We start from the raw sequence: 21,433 nt of genomic DNA on the forward strand, positions 1-21,433 counted from the left end.
GATTCCGGTGCCCGACGACTCCGGTACCGGGCGCTGGCTCCTGCTGGCCGGCGCAGGGGACGAGGCATGGGCCGACGCCGCCGTGGTGGCACTGGGTGCCCATCGTCTTCAGTGGGCCGACATCGACGCGCTCGCCGACGTCACTGCCGAAGCGACCGGTGTCCTCGCCCTGCCGGGTGCGGTGCGCGCCCACGGCCCGGACGGACTCCTGCTCCTCCTGGAGGAGGCGGGCGTCACGGCACCGCTGTGGTGTGCGACCCACCAGGGCGTCAAGGCCGACGTCACCGACCCCGCGCCGGACGTGGCCTCCGCCGCGGCCTGGGGTGCCGGACGCGTCGCCGCCCTGGAGCACGCCGGCCGCTGGGGCGGACTGCTCGATCTGGACACCGCGCCCGACGCACGGCTGGGGGCGCTGCTCACCCTCGCCGCGGACGCGGCCGGACAGGCGTCAGGCGAACGCGAACTGACCCTGCGCGCCGACGGCTTGCGGGCTCGCCGCGTCGTCCGCGTACGCCCGGACGCGCACGGCGTCGACTGGACGCAGCGCGGCACCGTGCTCGTCGTCGGCACCGGCCCGATGGGTGTGGCCGTCGCCCGCCGCGCCGTGCTCGGCGGCGCCGACCACGTACTGCTCGTCGGGCGCGCGCCCGCCCCGGACACCGCCGAACGCGTCCTCGCCGACATCACCACGGAAACGGCGCGTCTCACCGTCCACGCCTGCGACATCGCCGACCGCACCGCCCTGACCGCACTCCTCGACAGCCCGGACGCCGCCGCGCTCACCGCCGTCGTCCACGCGGAGGAACCCGCCGGGGCCACCCTCGACGACGCGCTCGCCGGTGTGCTCGCCCTGGACGAGCACCTCGCCGACCGCGACCTGGACGCCTTCGTACTGTTCGGCTCGATCGCCGCCACCTGGGGCGCCCGGGGCCGTGCCGCCGAGGCCGCCGCCTGTGCCGCTCTGGAGGCCGTGGCCGAGCGTGGCCGGGAGCGGGGCCGGGCCGTCGTGGCCGTGGCCTGGAACGCCTGGGCCGGCGCCGTGGAGCCCTCCCTCGCCGGGCATCTGCGGCTCAGCGGGCTGCCCGTCCTCACCCCGGACACCGCGCTCGCCGCCCTCGACCGGGCCGTCGGCCTCGGCCTGCCCGTCGTGACCGTCGCCGACGTCGACTGGGCGGCGTTCGCCCCCGCGCACACCGCGAGCGGCCCCTCCACCGCCCTGTTCGCGGCCCTGCCCGAGGCCCGCGACGCGCTGGCCGCCGCGGCCGGCAGTGAACCCGGCGACGACCCGGCCGCGCGCCTGCGCGAAGAACTCCGCGCCCTTCCCGGGACCGAACGCGCCGACCAACTCCTGTGCCTCGTACGGGAGAAGAGTGCCCTGGTCCTGGGGCACGGCCGCGACACGGCGGCAGCCGATGCCATCGAACCCGACCGCCCCTTCCGCGACCTCGGCTTCGACTCGCTCGCCGCCGTCGACCTGCGCGACCAGCTGGCCCGCGCCACCGGCCTCACGGTGCCCGCCACGGCCGTGTTCGACCACCCGACCCCGGACGAACTCGCCCGCCACCTGCTCACCGAACTCCTCGGCGGCACCGGGCAGTCCGAGCGGACGGACACCCCCGTGGTCCCTGTTCCGGTGACCGACGACCCGATCGTCATCGTCGGTATGAGCTGCCGCTACCCCGGCGGCGTACGCTCCCCGGAGGACCTGTGGCAGCTCGTCGTCGCCGGGGTCGACGCCACCGGTGACATGCCGCTCGACCGTGGTTGGGACTTCGACCGGCTGCTGTCCGGCGGCCCGGGCGGCAGCATCACCCGGCGCGGTGGATTCCTCGCCGACGCGGCCGACTTCGACCCGGGCTTCTTCGGTATCTCGCCCAACGAGGCCCTCGTGATGGACCCGCAGCAGCGGCTCGTCCTGGAGGCCGCCTGGGAGGCGCTGGAGCGGGCCGGAATCGACCCGACCGGGCTGCGCGGCGGCGACGCGGGCGTGTTCATCGGCGGCACCAGCGGCGACTACCGGCTCCCGGACGACCTCGGCCGCTGGGAGACCGCGCAGTCCGGCAGCCTGCTCTCCGGCCGCGTCGCCTACACGCTGGGGCTGCAGGGCCCCACGGTTTCCGTCGACACCGCCTGCTCCTCCTCCCTGACGGCGCTGCACCTCGCCGTGCAGGCGCTGCGTGCGGGGGAGTGCACCGTGGCGCTGGCCGGGGGTGTGACCGTGATGTCGACGCCGGTCGGCTTCGTCGAGTTCACCGCGCAGGGTGCGCTGTCCGCCGACGGCCGCTGCAAGGCGTTCTCCGCCGACGCGGACGGCACCGGCTGGGCGGAGGGCGTCGGCATGCTCGTCGTGGAACGGCTCTCGGACGCCGAACGGCTCGGGCACCCCGTGCTCGCCGTCGTCCGCGGCACGGCCATCAACCAGGACGGCGCCTCCAACGGGCTCACCGCGCCCAACGGGCCCGCACAGCAACGCGTCATCCGCCGGGCCCTGGCCAACGCCGGACTGACCCCGGACGGCGTCGACGCCGTCGAGGCGCACGGCACCGGCACCGGCCTCGGCGACCCGATCGAGGCCCAGGCCCTGCTCGCCACCTACGGCCAGGACCGCGAACGGCCGCTGCTGCTCGGCTCGGTGAAGTCCAACATCGGCCACACCCAGGCCGCATCCGGTGTCGCCGGCGTGATCAAGATGGTGCAGGCGATGCACAACGGACTGCTGCCGCGCACCCTGCACGCCGACACACCGTCCCCGCACATCGACTGGGCATCCGGCGCCGTACAACTGCTGACCGAGGCCACCGACTGGCCGGAGACAGGCCGACCGCGCCGCGCCGGCGTGTCCTCCTTCGGCGCGAGCGGCACCAACGCCCACGTCGTCCTGGAGCAGGCACCCGCGGCGCCGAGTGAGGAGCCCGCGCCGGACCTCGTCCTCGGTGGCCCGCACCCGCTGCCGGTCGTGCTCTCCGCCCGCACCCCCGCCGCCCTGCGTGACCAGGCCCGCCGACTGCTCCACCGGGTCACCGCCGAGCCGCGCCCGGCCGTCGCCGACCTGGCGTACGCGCTGGCCGCCGGCCGAGCCCTGTTCGAGCACCGCGCCGCGCTCACCGTCACCGGCCACGACGACCTCACGGCGGGCCTCACCGCCCTCGCCGATCCGTCCGGCACCGCCGACGCCCCCGGCGTGCTGCGCGCGGACGCACCCCGCCCCGGCCGGGTCGCCTTCCTCTTCCCCGGCCAGGGCAGCCAGCGCCTCGGCACGGGCCGGGAGCTGTACGACACCCACCCGGCCTTCCGCGCCGCCCTCGACGAGGTGCTCGGGCACTTCGGCCCGGCGGTGCGGGACGTGATGTGGGGCGACGACGAGACCGCCCTCGATCGCACCCGTACGGCGCAGCCCGCGCTGTTCGCCGTCGAGGTCGCGCTGTTCCGGCTGCTGGAGCACTGGGGGATCACCCCGGACTACGTCGTCGGCCACTCCGTCGGCGAGATCGCCGCCGCCCATGTCGCGGGCGTGCTCCCGCTCGCCGACGCCTGCCGGCTCGTCGCCGCCCGGGCCCGCCTCATGGACCGGCTGCCCGAGGGCGGCGCGATGAGCGCGGTGCAGGCCACCGAGGACGAGGTCCGGCCGCTGCTCACCGACCGGGTGTCGCTCGCGGCCGTCAACGGCCCCGACGCGGTCGTCGTCTCCGGCGACGAGGACGAAGTGCTCCGTATCGCCGCCCACTTCGCCGTCCTGGGCCGCCGCACGGGCCGCCTCCGTGTCAGCCACGCCTTCCACTCCCCGCACATGGAGCCGATGCTGGACGACTTCCGCGCCGAGCTCACCGGTCTCACCGTCATGGCGCCCGCGATCCCGGTCGTCTCCAACCTGACCGGACGCCTCGCCGGAGCCGACGACGGCTTCGGGACGCCCGAGTACTGGGTCCGGCACGTGCGCGAGGCGGTCCGGTTCGCCGACGGTGTCCGCACCCTGAGCAAGCGTCAGGTGTCGGTGCTGGTGGAGGTCGGACCGGGCGGTGTGCTGCTCGGCCTGGCCGGCGCCGGTGAGGCCGCGTCCGCGCTCGCCGTGCCCCTGCTGCGCCGGGACCACGCCGAGGTCGAGTCGCTGAGCACTGCGATGGCCCGGCTGCGGCTCGCCGGACTGGGCGTGGACTGGGACGCGTACTTCGCCGGCACCGGGGCGCGCCGCGTCGACGTGCCGACGTATCCGTTCCAGCACGAGCGGTTCTGGCCCGAGCACACCCCCCGACGGGCCGCGCAGGGCGGGGACGGTGACTTCTGGACGGCTGTCGAGAAGGAGGACTTCGCCGAGCTCGGCGCCCGTCTCGACGTCGATGACGACGCCCTGGCCAAGGTGCTGCCCGCGCTGCTCGACTGGCGGCGTGGCCGTGACACCGAGGCCCGCATGGACGGCTGGCGGTACCGCGTCGCGTGGCAGCCGCTGTCCGGCCTCCCGGCCCGCCGTCCCACCGGAACCTGGCTCGCGGTGCTGCCCGCGTCCCGCGCCGACGACGCCCGGACGGACGGCGACACGTGGGCGGACACGATCCTCGACGGGATAGGGACGAGCGTCGTGCGGATGCGCGTCGACAGCACGGAAAGGGCCGAACTCGCCGCCCGCATAAGGACGTTCGGCAACGGATTCGCCGGCGTGCTGTCGCTGCTCGCCCTGGACGACCGTGCGGACCGCGACGGGGCGCCCTCGGGCACCGTCGGCACCGCGGCCCTCGTCCAGGCGCTCGGCGACGCGGGTCTGACCGCGCCCCTGTGGTGCGTCACGCGCGGTGCGGTGGCGGTCGGGTCGGCGGATGCGGCGCCTGCCCCGCGGCAGGCCGCCGTCTGGGGCCTGGGCCGGGTCGCCGCGCTGGAGTACCCCGACCGCTGGGGCGGCCTGGTCGACCTTCCGGCCGCCGTGCCCGGCGGCCGCGAACTCGACGCCCTCGCCGCCGTGCTCGCCGGGCACAACGGCGAGTACGGTGAGGACCAAGCCGCCGTCCGCGGCGGCACCGTCTTCGCCGGCCGGATCGTCCCGGCACCCGCCGACGACCGTGACGCCGACGCCGACGCCGTCTGGCAGCCCTCCGGCACCACACTGATCACCGGCGGCACCGGAGCCCTGGCCGCCCATGTGGCGCGGCGCCTCGCCAAGGCCGGTGCCCCGCACCTCGTACTCGCCGGACGGCGCGGCCCCGACGCGCCGGGAGCCGCCGCGCTGCGCGACGAGCTGACCGGCCTCGGCACGCGTGTCACGCTCGCCGCGTGCGACGTCGCCGACCGGGGGCAGCTCACCGACCTGCTCGCCCGGATACCGGACGACCTGCCGCTGACGGCCGTCGTGCACACCGCCGGCGTCGTCGACGACGGCGTGCTGGACCGGCTCACCCCCGAGCGGTTCGGCACGGTCTTCCGCGCCAAGGCGGCCTCCGCACTGCTGCTCGACGAACTCACCCGCGACGGCGATCTGAAGGTCTTCGCCCTGTTCTCCTCGGCGACCGCCCTCGTCGGCAACCCCGGTCAGGCCAACTACGCCGCCGCCAACGCCGTCCTGGACGCGCTCGCCGAACGACGCCGGGCCGACGGCCTGCCCGCCACGTCCATCGCCTGGGGCGTCTGGGGAGGCGGCGGCATGGCCGGGGGTGCCGCCGCCGAGGAGGCCATGCGGCGCGTCGGCATCGAGCCCATGGACTCCGAGCTCGCCGCCGAGATGCTGTGCCGGCTCGTCACGGAACCCCACCCGACCGCTCTGGTAGCGGGCCTGGCTCCGGGCGCGTTCGCCGGACCTGCCGCCGGACGACCCCGCGCCCTGCTGCGCGGCCTGCCCGGCCACGACCGGCCGCAGGGCGCCGCCGAGCGGACGGCCGAACCGGCCACCGGGCTGCGGGAACGGCTCGCCAAGCTGCCCCCCGCACGCCGCGCCGAGGCCGTCCTCGACCTGGTGCTGGCCCGTTCCGCGGCCACCCTCGGCCACCGCGACCCGGCCGTCATCGGCGCCGAACGACTCTTCCGCGACCTGGGCGTCGACTCCCTCGGCGCGGTCGAGCTGCGCAACCAGCTCACCGCCGCCACCGGTCTGCCGCTGGCCGCCACCCTCGTCTTCGACCACCCCACCCCAGTGGCGCTCGCCCGGCACCTGACCGAACGCCTCGTCCCCGAGTCACCCACACCCGCGGCGGCCACCACACCCACCGTGCCGCCCGACGACGCCAGGATCCGCTCGGCGCTCGCCCGACTGCCCCTGGACCGGCTACGCGACACCGGACTGCTCGACGAACTCCTCGCCCTCGCCGCCGGCACCGCGGACACCCCCGAAACCTCGGCGGATCCCGAACCCGACGCCGACATCGACGCCATGGCGCTCGACGACCTCGTTCGCGCCGCACTCCAGGGACACGAAGCCGGCCCCGACGACCCCACCGAACCCGATGACCCGTACGGCCTGACCGACGAGTCCGCCGAGCGACGGAGCCAGCCATGACCACGATGCCCAGCGAGCAGGTCGTCCAGGCCCTGCGGGCCGCCGTGAAGGACGTCGACCGTCTGCGCAGGAAGAACCGGCAGCTGGCCGCCGCCGCCGCGGAGCCGATCGCCGTCGTCGGCATCGGCTGCCGGTACCCCGGCGGCGTGCGCTCCCCGGAGGACCTGTGGCGGCTCGTCGCCGATGGCACCGACGCGATGTCCGCGCTGCCCGCCGACCGCGGCTGGGACCTCACCGCGCTCAGCACCGCCGGAGTCGACGAGCACGGACACGAACTCAGCACCCGCGGCGGCTTCCTCGACGGCGTCACCGACTTCGACGCCGCCTTCTTCGGCATCTCCCCGCGCGAGGCACAGCGCATGGACCCCCAGCAGCGCCTGCTGCTGGAGATCTCCTGGGAGGCGATCGAACGCGCCGGCCTCGACGCCACCACCCTGCGCGGCAGCCGCACCGGCGTCTTCATGGGCACCAACGGACAGGACTACGCCCACCTGGTGCTGCGCTCTCTGGCCGACGCCGACGGCGAGGTCGGCAGCGGCATCGGCGCCGGCGCCCTGTCCGGGCGGCTCTCCTACACGCTGGGTCTGGAGGGGCCCGCGCTGACCGTCGACACGGCGTGTTCCTCGTCCCTCGTCGCGCTGCATCTGGCCTGCCAGTCGCTGCGGGGCGGCGAGAGCGCCCTGGCCCTGGCCGGCGGCGTCAACGTGATGGCGACGCCCGGACCCCTCGTCGAGTTCAGCCGGCAGGGCGGACTCGCCCGGGACGGCCGGTGCAAGGCCTTCGGAGACGGCGCCGACGGCACCGGATGGGCCGAGGGCGCCGGAGTGCTGCTGCTGGAGCGGCTCTCCGACGCCGAACGGCGCGGCCACGAGGTGCTGGCCGTCGTCCGGGGCTCCGCCGTCAACCAGGACGGCGCCTCCAACGGCTTCACCGCCCCCAACGGGCCCTCCCAGCAGCGCGTCATCCGCGCCGCCCTCGCCGCCGGCCGGCTCACCCCCGCCGACATCGACGTCGTCGAGGCACACGGCACCGGCACCCCGCTCGGCGATCCCATCGAGGCACAGAGCCTGCTCGCGACCTACGGCCAGGACCGTGCCCGGCCTCTGCTGCTGGGGTCGGTGAAGTCCAACTTCGGCCATGCGCAGGCCGCCTCCGGTGTCGCCGGCGTCATCAAGACCGTCATGGCGATCCGGCACGGCATCGCGCCGCGCACCCTGCACGCCGACACACCCACCCGCCTCGTCGACTGGACGTCCGGCGCGGTCGAGGTCCTCGGCACCGAGCGGCCCTGGCCCGACACCGGCCGCCCGCGCCGCGCCGGCGTCTCCTCCTTCGGCGTGACCGGCACCAACACCCATGTCATCCTCGAACAGGCCCCGCCCGCCTCATCGGAGCCCGAGCCGACGGCCCCCGACCGCACGCCCGGCGCCCTGCCCTGGCTGCTGTCCGCCGCCACCCCGGCCGCCCTGCGCGACCAGGCCGAGCGGCTGCGCGACCTCCTCGTCGGTGACGAGAGGCCGCGGCCCCTCGACGTCGCCTATTCCCTCGCCGTCACCCGCGCCGCCCTCGACCACCGCACCGCCGTGGTCACCGCCGCGGACGACCACACGCCCTGCCTGGCCGCCCTCACCGACCCCACCGGCCCCGGCACCGTCCACGGCCAGGTCACCGGCCGGCCCAAGCTCGCCCTGCTGTTCTCCGGGCAGGGCAGCCAGCGGCTCGGCATGGGCCGTGAACTGCACGCCCGGTTCCCGGTGTTCGCCGACGCGCTCGACGAGGCGCTGGCCTGTTTCGACCCCGGGCTCCGCGCGGTGATGTGGGGCACGGACGACGCGCTGCTGAACCGTACGGACCACACCCAGGCCGCGCTGTTCGCCGTGGAGGTCGCGCTGTACCGGCTGCTGGAGTCCTGGGGCGTGCGAGCCGAGTTCGTCGCCGGGCACTCGGTCGGCGAGATCGCCGCGGCGCATGTGGCGGGGGTGCTGTCCCTCGCGGACGCCTGCACGCTGGTGGCGGCGCGCGGCCGGCTGATGACCGCCCTTCCGCCGGGCGGCGTGATGGCCGCCGTCGAGGCGACCGAGGCCGAGGTACGGCCGCTGCTGACGCCCGGCGTGGCGGTGGCGGCCGTCAACGGGCCGCGCTCCCTGGTGCTTTCGGGCGCCGAGGGGGACGTGGCGGATCTGCTCGCGGCGCTGGGGGAGCGGCGGCACACCCGGCTCGCGGTGAGCCATGCCTTCCACTCACCGCTGATGGACCCGATCCTGGACGACTTCCGCGAGGTCGCCGAAGGACTGACCTGGCACGCCCCGCAGCTCGCCGTCGTCTCCGGGCTGACCGGCCTCATCGCCGAGCCGGAGGAGCTGTGCTCGGCGGAGTACTGGGTACGGCACGTCCGCGAGACCGTGCGCTTCGCCGACGGTGTGACAGCCCTCGCGGAGGCCGGGACCACCACCTTCCTGGAGGTCGGCCCGGACTCCGTACTCGCTGCCGCCGCCCGTGTCTGCCTGCCGGAACGGGCCGTCGTGCAGCCGCTGTTGCGCCGGGACCGGGCCGAGGAGGCCGCGCTCGTCACCGGCCTCGCCGCGTTGCACGTCCACGGCGTCGCCGTCGACTGGGCCGCGTTCTTCGCCGGCACCGGCGCACGCCGCGTGGACCTGCCGACGTACGCCTTCCAGCGCGAGCGGTACTGGCCCGCCGGTGGCGCCCGCACCCTGGAGGTGACCGGCGCCGGGCTCGAAGCGGTCGGGCATCCGCTGCTCGGCGCCGCGATGGTCGTGGCCGGCTCCGACGACCTCGTGCTCACCGGCGTCCTCTCCACCGCCGTGCAGCCCTGGCTGGCCCACCACCGCGTCGGCGGCATGCTGTTCTTCCCCGGCACTGGCTTCCTGGAACTGGCGATCCGCGCCGGGGACCAGGTGGGCTGCGCCCGCGTCGCCGAACTGACCCTCGCCGTACCGCTCGTGCTGCCCGAGGAGGGCGCCGTACAGGTACAGCTGAAGGTCGGCGGACCGGACGGGACGGGGCGCCGGGAGCTGTGGTTCCACTCCCGGCCCGCCGACCGGCCCGAGGCACCCTGGACCCTGCACGCCACCGGCCGGCTCGCCCCGGACGCCGCCGAGCCGGCTCGGTTCGACGCCGCCGAGTGGCCGCCGCGCGACGCGCAGCCCGTCGACATCACCGACCGCTACGACCGCTACGCCGCCGCCGGCCTGGTGTACGGCCCCGCCTTCCGCGGACTGCGCGCCCTGTGGCGGCGCGGTGAGGAACTGTTCGCGGAGATCGCCCTGGACGCCTCGGTCCGCGACACCGGCGAGTACGGCGTGCACCCCGGCCTGCTGGACTCCGTCCTGCACGCGGCCGCCCTGGACCACGACGCCGAGCGCCTGCTGCCGTTCGAGTGGCGTGATGTGACCCTGCACGCCTCGGGACCCGCACTGCTGCGCGCCCGGCTGCTGCGCACCGGACCGGACACCGTCGTGGTCGACGCCGCCGACACGCAGGGCGCCCCGGTCCTCTCCATCGCCGGCCTCACCCTGCGGGCCGCACCCGACGCCGCCGCCACGACTGCCCTGCCCGACCCGGCCGGGTCGCTGTTCCGCCTGGAGTGGCACAACCACGAGGTACCGGCCGCCGCGCGGGGCGGCTGGGCCCTGGTCGGCGAGGACCCGTTCGGGCTCGCGGCGCATCTGAAGGGCGCCGCGCACGTGTCGACGCCGGCCGCGCTGCCGGGCGAGCGGGCACCGCGCCACCTCGTGGTGTCCGTCGCCGGGTCGGGCGGGGGCGCCGAGGCGGCCCGTGCCGCCACCCGCCAAGTCCTCTCCCTGCTGCGGGACTTCCTCACCGACGACCGCTTCCGCCGCTCCCGTCTGCTGCTGGTGACGCGGGGCGCCGTCGCCGCGACGGACGCCGAGGACGTGCCCGACCCGGGCGCCGCCGCCGTATGGGGACTCGCCCGGTCCGCACAGGCCGAACACCCCGGCCGTCTGCTGCTGGTGGACGCCGACGACGCGTCCGCCGCGCTGCTGCCGACCCTGCCGGCCCTGCTCGACGACGCCGAACCGCAGGCCGTCCTGCGCGACGGGGAACTGCGGGTCGGGCGGCTGGCGCGGGGTGCGGGTGCCGCGCTCGTGCCACCGGTGACCGGGCCGTGGCGGCTGGACGTGACCGACCGCGGGAGCCTGGACGGGCTCGCCCTGACACCCTGCGAGCACGAAGAGCTGACAGGGCGGCAGGTGCGCATCGCGGTGCGGGCTGCCGGTATCAACTTCCGCGATGTGCTGAGCGCGCTCGGCATGTACCCGGGTGAGGCCGGGCTGCTGGGCTCCGAGGCCGCCGGTGTCGTCGTCGAGGCGGGTCCCGAGGCCGAGCTGTGGCGGCCGGGCGACCGAGTCATGGGCATGGTCGCCGGCGGCTTCGCGCCGAGCGTCGTCGTGGACGAACGGCAGCTGACCGCCGTACCCGCCGACTGGTCCTGGGAGACGGCCGGTTCGGTGCCGCTGGTGTTCCTCACCGCCTACCGGGCGCTCGTCGAACTCGCTGACGTCAGGCCCGGCGAGAAGGTCCTCGTGCACGCGGGCGCGGGCGGTGTCGGCATGGCCGCGATCCAACTCGCACGCCACCTGGGCGCGGAGGTCTTCGCCACCGCCAGTGAGACCAAGTGGCCCGTGCTGCGCGAACTCGGCGTCGCGGACGACCACATCGCCTCGTCCCGCGACACCGGCTTCGCCGACCGGTTCGCCGCCGCGGCAGATGAGGACTTCGACGTCGTCCTCAACGCGCTGTCCGGCGAGTTCGTCGACGCCTCACTGCGACTGCTCGGACCCGGCGGCCGGTTCCTGGAGATGGGCAAGACCGATCTGCGCACCGCGGACACCATCCCCGACGGCATCCGCTACGAGCCCTTCGACCTGGGCTGGGTGGAACCCGACGGCATCCGGCGGATGCTGACGGCACTCGACGCGCTGTTCGCCGACGGCGCCCTGCGGCCCCTGCCGGTGAGCTCCTGGGACATGCGGCGGGCCGCCGAGGCGTTCCGCTTCATGAGCCTCGCCCGGCACACCGGCAAACTCGCCCTCACCCTGCCGCCCGCCCTGGACCCCGACGGCACGGTCCTGATCACCGGCGGTACCGGCGGCCTCGGCAGCCTCCTCGCCCGCCACCTCGTCACCCGGCACGGCGTACGGCACCTGCTGCTCGCCGGCCGCCGCGGACCCGACGCGCCCGGCGCCCACGAACTCAAGCAGGAACTCGCGGCGCACGGCGCCGAGGTCGGCCTTGTCGCCTGCGACCTCACCGCGCCCGGCGCCGTGGGCGCCGTGCTGGACGCCGTCCCCGCCGCGCACCCGCTCACCGCCGTCGTCCACACGGCGGGCGTCCTCGACGACGGCGTGCTGGACGCACTCACCCCGGACCGGCTCGACACCGTGCTGCGGCCCAAGGCCGATGTGGCCTGGCAACTGCACGAGCAGACCCGCGACCTGGACCTGGCCGCGTTCGTGCTCTACTCGTCCACCGCGGGTCTGATGGGCAGCCCCGGCCAGGCCAACTACGCCGCCGCCAACGCCTTCCTCGACGCGCTCGCCGAGCACCGCCGCGCGCACGGGCTGCCCGCGCTGTCGCTGCGCTGGCCCGGCTGGGAGCAGGACGGCGGCGGCATGACCGCGGCGCTGTCCGACCGAGACCAGCGGCGCATCTCGGCTCTCGGACTCCCGCCGCTGACCCCCGAGCAGGGCCTCGCCCTCTTCGACGCCGCGCTCGTCACCGACGCGGCCGTCCTCGCCCCGCTGCCCGTCGGCGGCACGCTCCTCCCCCCGGGCGTCCCCGTCCCCGCGCTGCTGCGCGGCCTGGTCCGCCCCGGGAGACGCACCGCCGGCAGCGGGACCGTCACGCGCGGCACGCTCGTGGACCGGCTCGCGGGACAGCGGCCCGATGAACGGCGCCGCCACCTCGTCGAGCTGGTGCGGGCCGAGGCGGCCGGTGTGCTGGGCCACGGCACGAGCGAGGCGATCGACGCCGACAGCGAGTTCCGCCGGCTCGGAGTCGACTCGCTGACCGCGATCGAACTGCGCAACCGGCTGGCCACCGCCACCGGCCTCCAACTGCCCGCCACGCTGGTCTTCGACTACCCCACGCCACGCCGTCTCGCCATCCATCTGCTCGGCGAACTCATCGAGGAGGGTGTCGTCGGCGACGGCCCCGTGACGCGGACCGCCTCCGGCACACGAGCCGGCACTGGCACCGGCCTTGCGGACGAACCGCTCGCCGTCGTCGGCATGGCCTGCCGCTACCCCGGCGGCATCACCTCGCCCGAAGAGCTGTGGGAGTTCGTGGCGGCCGGCGGTGACGCCATCTCCGGCATGCCCGACGACCGGGGCTGGGAGAAGCACACCGGCGTCGCCTCGGCCGACGGAGTCGCCGGCGGATTCCTGCGCGGCGCGAGCGAGTTCGACGCCGCGTTCTTCGAGATCTCCCCGCGCGAGGCGGTGGCGACCGACCCGCAGCAGCGGCTCCTGCTGGAGACAGCCTGGGAGGCGCTCGAACGGGCCGACCTCGACCCGCACAGCCTGCGCGGCAGCCGCACCGGCGTCTTCGTCGGCCTCAGCGGCCAGGACTACGGCAGCCTCGTCATGCAGTCCTCCGTCGACGTCGAGGCCCACGCCACCACCGGCCTGAACACCAGCGTCGCCTCCGGGCGGCTGGCGTATGTGTTCGGCCTGGAGGGCCCGGCCCTGACCGTCGACACCGCCTGCTCCTCCTCCCTCGTCGCCCTCCACCTCGCCGGGCAGGCGCTGCGCGGCGGTGAGTGCGGTCTCGCCCTCGTCGGAGCGGTCACCGTGATGTCCACTCCGGTGGGCTTCGCCGGGTTCTCCCGCATGGGCGGCCTCGCCACCGACGGCCGCTGCAAGGCTTTCGGGGACGGCGCCGACGGGACCGGGTGGTCCGAGGGCGTCGCCGTCCTCGTCGTGGAGCGGCTGTCGGACGCCGTGCGCAACGGGCACGAGGTCCTCGCCGTGGTGCGGGGCTCGGCCGTCAACCAGGACGGTGCCTCCAACGGGCTCACCGCGCCCAACGGCCCCTCCCAGCAGCAGGTCATCCGCCAGGCCCTCGCCAATGCCGGGCTCACCCCGGCCGACGTGGACGCCGTCGAGGCGCACGGCACCGGCACCAGCCTCGGCGACCCGATCGAGGCGCAGGCCCTGCTCGCCACCTACGGCCAGGACCGCGAACGGCCCCTGCTGCTCGGGTCGGTGAAGTCCAACCTCGGCCACACCCAGGCCGCCGCCGGTGCCGCCGGGCTCATCAAGACCGTGATGGCGATGCGGCACGGCGTCCTGCCCCGCACCCTGCACGCCGACCCGCCGTCCCGGCACGTCGACTGGTCGAGCGGGGCCGTACGGCTGCTCACCGAGAACCACCCGTGGCCGGACACCGGCCGCCCCCGCCGCGCCGGCGTGTCCTCCTTCGGCATCAGCGGCACCAACGCACACGTCCTGCTCGAACAGCCGCCCAGCGCTACCGGGTTGGAAGGGCCGCCGCCCCTCGGCGCACCGGAACCGAACCGGACGCCGCCCAACGCAACGCAACCGGACCGCGCGTCGGCCACCGCGCCGGGGCCGGATCACGCGTCGGCCGAGGCCCCGGGATCGGAGCGCACCCGGGCCACCGTGCCGGAGTCGGGCCGCGCTTCGGCCACGACACCCGATCCGGACCGCGCCGCCCCCGCCACCCCCCTGCTGCCGTGGGTGATCTCCGCCCGCACCGAAGCCGCCCTCGACGCCCAGATCGCCCGGATCAGGTCGGCCGCCGAAGGGCTTGACGCACGGGACGTGGCCTGGACGCTGGCCGGTCGTGCCGCCCTCGAACACCGTGCCGTCCTGCACTCCGACGGCACGACCGAACTCGCCCGTGGCCTCGGCGCCGACCGTCCCCTCGCCGTCGTCTTCCCCGGCCAGGGCAGCCAACGGCTCGGTATGGGCCGCGAACTGCACACCCGTTTCCCGGAGTTCGCCTCAGCCCTCGACGAGGTACTCGGCCACTTCGACGCCGGCGTCCGGGACGCGATGTGGGGCACGGACGAGGCACTGCTGGGCCGCACCGACCACGCGCAGTGCGCCGTGTTCGCCGTGGAGGTCGCGCTGTTCCGGCTGCTGGAGTCGTGGGGCGTCACCGCCGGACACGTCACCGGGCACTCCGTCGGCGAGGTGGCCGCCGCCCATGCCGCGGGTGTCCTCTCGCTCGCGGACGCCTGCGCGCTGGTGGCTGCCCGGGGCCGGCTGATGGCCGCGCTGCCGCCGGGCGGCGTGATGGTCGCGGTCGAGGCGACCGAGGACGAGGTACGGCCGCTGCTCACCGACGGTGTGTCCCTGGCCGCGGCCAACGGCCCCACCGCGCTGGTCGTCTCCGGCGCCGAGGACCAGGTGACCGCCGTCGTGGCCGCCCTCGGCGAGCGGCGGCACACGCGCCTCGCCGTGAGCCACGCCTTCCACTCGCCGCTCATGGAGCCGATGCTGGACGACTTCCGGCAGGCCCTGGCCGGGCTGGAGTTCCGCCCGCCACGGATCACGGTGGCGTCGGCCCTCACCGGGCGCATCGCCGAGCCGGAGGAGCTGTGTTCGGCGGAGTACTGGGTGCGGCACGCCCGGGAGACCGTACGGTTCGCCGACGCGGTGGACGCCCTGCGTACGGCGGGAGCCGGGGCTTTCCTGGAGGCCGGCCCGGCCGGTGTGCTCAGCGGCATCGTTCTCGCCGTGGGCCCTTTCGACGGCGTCGCCACCCCGATGCTGCGCCGCGACCGGGGCGAGGAGGAAACCGTGATCGGCGCGCTGGCCACGCTCCATGTCGCGGGCGTCTCCGTCGACTGGCGTGCCGTCGGCGCGGGCACCGGAGCACGCCGCGTGGAGTTGCCGACGTACCCCTTCCAGCGGGAGCGGTACTGGCCCGACGGCGGCCCCGTCGCCCCGCCCGCTCCCCGCACCGAACCGGCCACGGACGGCTCCGCCTCCCGCGACGAACTCGTCGCGCGGCTCACCGCCCTCGGCCCCGAGGAGCGCAAGCGGCACCTGCTGGGGCTGGTGCGCACCGAGACGGCCGTCGTGCTCGGCCACCGGGGCCGCGACGGGATCGACCCCGACCACGAGTTCGGCAGGCTGGGCATGGACTCGCTCACCGCCGTGGAGCTGTGCAGACGTCTTTCTTCCGGCATCGGGCTCAAGCTTCCTGCGACCTTGGTCTACGACTACCCGAGCCCGCGCCGCCTCGCCGCCCACCTTCTCGCCGAACTGCTCGACGACTCCGCCACCGCCGACCGGAGCACCCAGCGCCCCGCGCCCGTGGCCCAGGACGAGCCGCTGGCCATCGTCGGCATGGCCTGCCGCTTCCCCGGCGACGTCAGCACCCCCGAGGAGTTCTGGGAGCTGATGCTCGCCGGCCGCGAGGGCACCGGACCCTTCCCGGACGACCGCGGCTGGGACCTCGACACCCTGCACGGCACCGGCCCCGGCAGCAGCGCCACCACCCGCGGCGGATTCCTGTACGACGTCGCCGACTTCGACCCGGGCTTCTTCGGCATCAGCCCCCGCGAGGCCCTCGCGATGGACCCGCAGCAGAGGCTGCTGCTGGAGACGTCGTGGGAGGCGTTCGAACGTGCCGGACTCGACCCCGAGGCGCTGCGCGGCAGCCGCACCGGCGTGTTCGTCGGCACCAACGGCCAGGACTACGTCCACCTCGCCACCCGCGCCCGCGAGGACATCGGTGGCCACCTCGGCACCGGTCTCGCCGCCAGCGTGATCTCCGGCCGGCTGGCGTATGTGTTCGGCCTGGAAGGGCCGGCCATGACCGTCGACACGGCCTGCTCCTCGTCCCTCGTCTCGCTGCACCTCGCCGCCCAGGCACTGCGGGGCGGCGAGTGCGAACTCGCCCTGGTCGGCGGCGTCACCGTGATGACCACCTCGGTCAGCTTCGTCGGCTTCAGCATCCAGGGCGGCCTGGCGGCGGACGGCCGCTGCAAGGCGTTCTCCGACGACGCCGACGGCACGGTGTGGTCCGAGGGCATCGGCATGCTGGTCGTGGAACGGCTGTCGGACGCCGTGCGCAACGGGCACGACGTGCTGGCCGTCGTGCGGGGCTCGGCCGTCAACCAGGACGGTGCCTCCAACGGGCTCAGCGCCCCCAACGGCCCCTCCCAGCAGCGCGTCATCCACCAGGCCCTCGCGAGCGCCCGCCTCACCCCGGCCGACGTGGACGCCGTCGAGGCACACGGCACCGGAACGCGGCTCGGCGACCCCATCGAGGCGCAGGCGCTGCTCGCCACCTACGGCCGCGACCGCGAACGGCCCCTGCTGCTCGGGTCGGTGAAGACGAACATCGGCCACACCCAGGCCGCCGCCGGAGTCGCCGGCGTCATCAAGTCGGTGCTCGCGCTGCGCCACGGCCGACTGCCCCGCACCCTCCACGCCGACACACCCTCCAGCCGTATCGACTGGTCCTCCGGCGCGCTGTCCCTGCTCACCGACACCACCGAGTGGCCCGAGACGGGCAGGCCGCCGCGGATCGCCGTGTCCGCGTTCGGGATCAGCGGCACCAACGCGCACGTCATCATCGAGGGCGCTCCCGAGCCGGAGCAGGCGACGTCCGTCGTGACAGCCGCCCTAGGGCCTGTGTCGAAAGTGGCGCCTGCCGGGCGACGCCCGGCACGCCCTCTCGCCGCACCGGGCGAAAGCCCAAGTACGTCCGGTCCGTCAACGGGGTCTTCCGCCCGGCACGCCGAGAGCACGCTCCCCCATGCTCGAACCCGAGCTCGCGCGGGGGCACCCCCATCGCCGCCGCCCGGCCCGCCCTTCGGGCGGACGACCCCACTTTCGACACAGGCCCTAGCGCCGTGGCCGGTGTCCGCCCGCACCGAGGAGGCCCTCGACGCCCGGATCGCCGCGCTGACCGACTGGGCGCGCGGCCGCGACCCGCACGACGTGGGCCGCTCCCTCGCCGCCCGCTCCCACTTCGCCCACCGCGCCGTGCTCCTCGCCGACGGCGAGAGCGTGCGCGGCACCGCCGCCGAGCGCAGCCCGGCCCTGGTGTTCTCCGGGCAGGGCACACAACGGCCGGGCATGGGGCGGGAGTTGCACGACCGCTTCCCGGTGTTCGCCGACGCCTTCGACGAGGTGCTCACCCACCTCCCGCCCGGCCTGCGAGACATCGTCTGGGGCGACGACCCCGACACCCTGCGCCGCACCGAGCACGCACAGCCCGCCCTGTTCGCCCTCCAGATCGCCCTGCACCGCCTCGTCGCGTCCCTCGGCGTCACGCCGGAGTACGTCACCGGGCACTCCGTCGGAGAGATCGCCGCCGCCCATGTCGCGGGCATCCTCACCCTCGAAGAAGCCTGCGCCCTGGTCAGCGCTCGCGCCCGGCTGATGGGCGAACTGCCGCCCGGCGGCGTCATGGTGGCCGTCGCCGCCACCGAGGACGAGGTGGTGCCCCTCCTCACCGGCAAGGTCGCCATCGGTGCCGTCAACGGCCCCTCAGCGCTGGTGCTGTCCGGCACCGAGCCCGCCGTCGAGGCCGTCCTCGCCCGCCTCGGCGACCGGCGCACCCGCCGGCTGGGGGTGTCCCACGCCTTCCACTCCCCGTTGATGGACCCGATGCTCGACGACTTCCGGAACTTCACCGCCACCCTGACCCACCACCGGCCCCGCATCCCGTTCGTGTCCGCCGCGACGGGCGCCCCGGCCGGTGACGACCTCGCCTCGCCCGAGTACTGGGTGCGGCACCTGCGCGAGCCGGTCCGCTTCGCCGACGCCGTCCGCACGCTCGCCGGCACCGGCGTCGACGCCTTCCTTGAGATCGGCCCCGACGGCGGTCTCACCTCCCTCGTCGCCGGCCTCGCGCCCGATGTTGCCGTCGCCGTACCGCTGCTGCGCCGCGACCGCCCCGAGGAGGCGTCGGCGGTGACCGCGCTCGCCACCCTGCACGTCGAGGGCGTCACGGTCGACTGGACCGGCCTGTACGCCGGCACGGGCGCCCGGCACCTGCCCGAACTGCCGACCTATCCGTTCCAGCGGCGCCGGCTGTGGCCCACCGCCTCCCTGCGCTCCGCCGACGCGACCGGACTCGGCCTCGCCGCCACCGACCACCCCCTGCTCGGCGCCGCACTGCCCGTCGCCGGGGCAGGGGACCTGGTGCTCACCGGCACCCTGTCGCGACCCCTCCACCCCTGGCTGGAGGGGTCGGCCGTGGACGGAGCGGGCCGACTGCCCGGCGCCGCCCTGGTGGAGGCCTCCGTACGCGCCGGCGACCAGGCCGGCACACCGCACGTCGCCGAACTCGCCCTGACCGAGCCGGTGACCGTGCCCGACCAGGGCGCCCTCCAACTCCAGCTCCGTATCGGCGCCCCCGGCGACGACGGCGGCCGGCCCGTGTGGTGCCACACCCGGCCCGCCCAGGAGCCGGACGCCGACTGGACCGAGCACGCCCACGGCCGGCTCACCCCCGAGCCACCGGCCCCCGCACCCGACACCACCCGGTACGCCGCCGGCCAGTGGCCCCCGCCCGACGCCACCGAACTCGCCCTGGACGACCTCTACGACCGGCTCGCCGACGCCGGTGTCGAGCACGGCCCCGCCGCCCGCGCCCTGCGCGCCGCCTGGCGGCACGGCGACCACCTGTACGCCGAACTCGCCCTGCCCAAGGAGACCGGCGAACACGCCGGGTTCGGACTGCACCCGGTGCTCCTCGACGCCGCCCTGCATGCCGCGCACCTCGTCACCGAGACCGAGCAGACCGACCCCGAGCGGCTGCTCGCCGTCCAGTGGCGCGAGGTGTCCCTGCACGCCGTATCAGCCACCGAACTGCGCATACGGCTGACCGGCAGCGGCGACACACGTGACCTCGTCGCCGCCGACCCCTCGGGTGCGCCTGTGCTCACGGCCCGCGCCGTCGTCCTGCGCCCGGCGCAGCGCCGCGCCGACGCCCCCGCCGCCGGACCCGATCTGCGCACCTCGCTGTTCCGCCTGGACTGGGAGGAGAGGCCCGTCCCGGCCGCCCCCGCCGAGCCGGCCCCCTGGTACGCCCTCACGACCAACGACACCGACCCGGACCTGGGGCGGGTTCCGGAACACGCCCTCGGGTCGCTCGCGGAACCAGTGAAGTCCCTGGCCGAACTACGAGAAGGTGACGACGCGCCGGTGCGGCTGCTCGCCGTCCCGCTCACGGGCCGCCCCGACGACACCGCCGGAGCCGTCCACGAACTGACGCACCGCGCACTGACGTTGACGCAGGAGTTCCTCGCCGAGGACCGGTTCGCCCGTACCCGCATGGTGTTCCTCACCCGCGGCGCGGTCGCACCGGACGGCGAGGACGTCACCGACCCGGCCGCGGCGGCGGTCTGGGGCCTGGTGCGGTCCGCCCAGATGGAACACCCAGGCCGGTTCCTCCTCGTCGACGTCGACGGCGGCGCGTCCACCGCGGCTGTGCTGCCCGCCCTGCCGGACACGGATGAGGAGCAGTTCATGGTGCGCGACGGTTGCCTGCGCGTGGCGCGGCTCGCCCGCGTGCCCGACGTCGCCGCCACATCCGCCGCCGGTCCGGCCGGCTGGCGCACCGACGGCACCGTACTCATCACCGGCGGCACCGGTGGCCTGGCCCGCATCCTCGCCCGGCACCTGGTCACCGCCCATGGAATGCGCCACCTCCTACTGGCCGGCCGGCGCGGCCCCGACGCCCCCGGCGCCGCGGAACTGCGCGACGAACTCGAAGCCCACGGCGCCCGGGTCACCGTGGCCGCCGCCGATGTCGCCGACCCGGACGACGTGGCCGCCCTCGTCGCGAGCGTCCCCGCCGAGCACCCGCTGACCGCCGTCGTGCACACCGCCGGCATCCTCGACGACGGCGTCCTGGACGCTCTCACCCCCGACCGGTTCGACACCGTCCTGCGGCCCAAGGCCGACGCCGCCTGGCATCTGCACCGGGCCACCGGCCATCTGGACCTGGACGCGTTCGTCACGTACTCGTCCACCGCCGGTGTCGTCGGCAGCGCCGGCCAGGCCAACTACGCCGCCGCCAACGCCTTCCTCGACGCCCTCGCCCAGCACCGCGCCGCGACGGGACGTCCCGGCCACTCGCTGGCCTGGGGCCCCTGGGCGCACAGCTCCGGTATGACCAGCGGACTGAGCGAGGACCACATCCGGCGCATGAACCGCTCCGGCACTCCGCCCCTCGAACCCGAACTGGGTCTCGCCCTGTTCGACGCGGCCACCGCCCGCGACGACGCCCGGCCCGTACTGATGCGCACGGCCGCCCGCACCGGCGCGGCGCTGCCGTTCGCCGGACCGGTGCCCCCCGTCCTGCGCGGGCTGATCGGCGGACGCCGCACGGCCGCGGGCCGCAACCGCGCCGCCGAACTCGCCGCCCGCCTCGATGGACTGCGTCCGCAGGATCGCACCCGGCACCTCACCGACCTGGTGCGCGCCGAGGCCGCGACCGTGCTCGGCCACGACACACCCGAACAGATCGGCGCCGAGGACGAGTTCGCCGCACTCGGCTTCGACTCCCTGACCTCCGTGGAGATGCGCAACCGGCTCGGCACCGTCACCGGCCTGCGTATCCCCGCCACCCTCGTCTTCGACCACCCCACCCCGCTGGCCGTCGCCGAGCACCTCGCGCGGCGGCTCGGCCGCGGTACGACGGCACCCGCCGACGCACTGCACGCCGAACTCGACCGCCTGGACACGGCCCTGGCCGGCGTGCTCGACGCCGACAGCCTCGACCCCGCCGTCCGCACCGGCGCCGCCGCCCGTCTGCGGGCCCTGCTCGCCCGGATCACCGACGACGGCGGCGAACGGCGGGGGGCGGACGACGACGTGCGCAAGCGCCTCGACGCCGCCGGGGCCGAAGACCTCATCGCCTTCATCGACAGCGAGATCGGCCGACCCACCGACCGCTGAACCGGTCACATCTCCCCACCGG

2 protein-coding genes (1 of these 2 running past the window's edge) are annotated in these 21,433 nt (G+C 75.5%); both read left to right on the forward strand.

Annotated features, from left to right (window positions below; translation table 11 throughout):
• Positions 1–6,475 carry the 3' portion of a type I polyketide synthase gene (locus tag E0500_RS28860; protein ID WP_181587168.1) on the forward strand. It extends 14,384 nt beyond the left edge of the window, so 6,475 of the gene's 20,859 nt are visible here — the last part of the coding sequence; its start codon lies beyond the left edge, outside the window; it ends in the stop codon at positions 6,473–6,475.
• A complete protein-coding gene (locus E0500_RS43210; protein ID WP_131563643.1) occupies positions 6,472–21,411 on the forward strand; it encodes a type I polyketide synthase in 14,940 nt (4,979 codons plus the stop codon). The genes E0500_RS28860 and E0500_RS43210 overlap by 4 nt, the downstream gene beginning before the upstream one ends.
• Positions 21,412–21,433 lie beyond the last annotated feature (22 nt).

The sequence above is a fragment of the Streptomyces sp. KM273126 genome (assembly GCF_004337435.2).
Classification (GTDB): domain Bacteria; phylum Actinomycetota; class Actinomycetes; order Streptomycetales; family Streptomycetaceae; genus Streptomyces; species Streptomyces acidicola.

Bases quoted from the DNA above. Each gene is read 5' to 3' on its own strand.
- E0500_RS43210 (WP_131563643.1), top strand. From the start codon at position 6,472: ATGACCACGATGCCCAGCGAGCAGGTCGTCCAGGCCCTGCGGGCCGCC.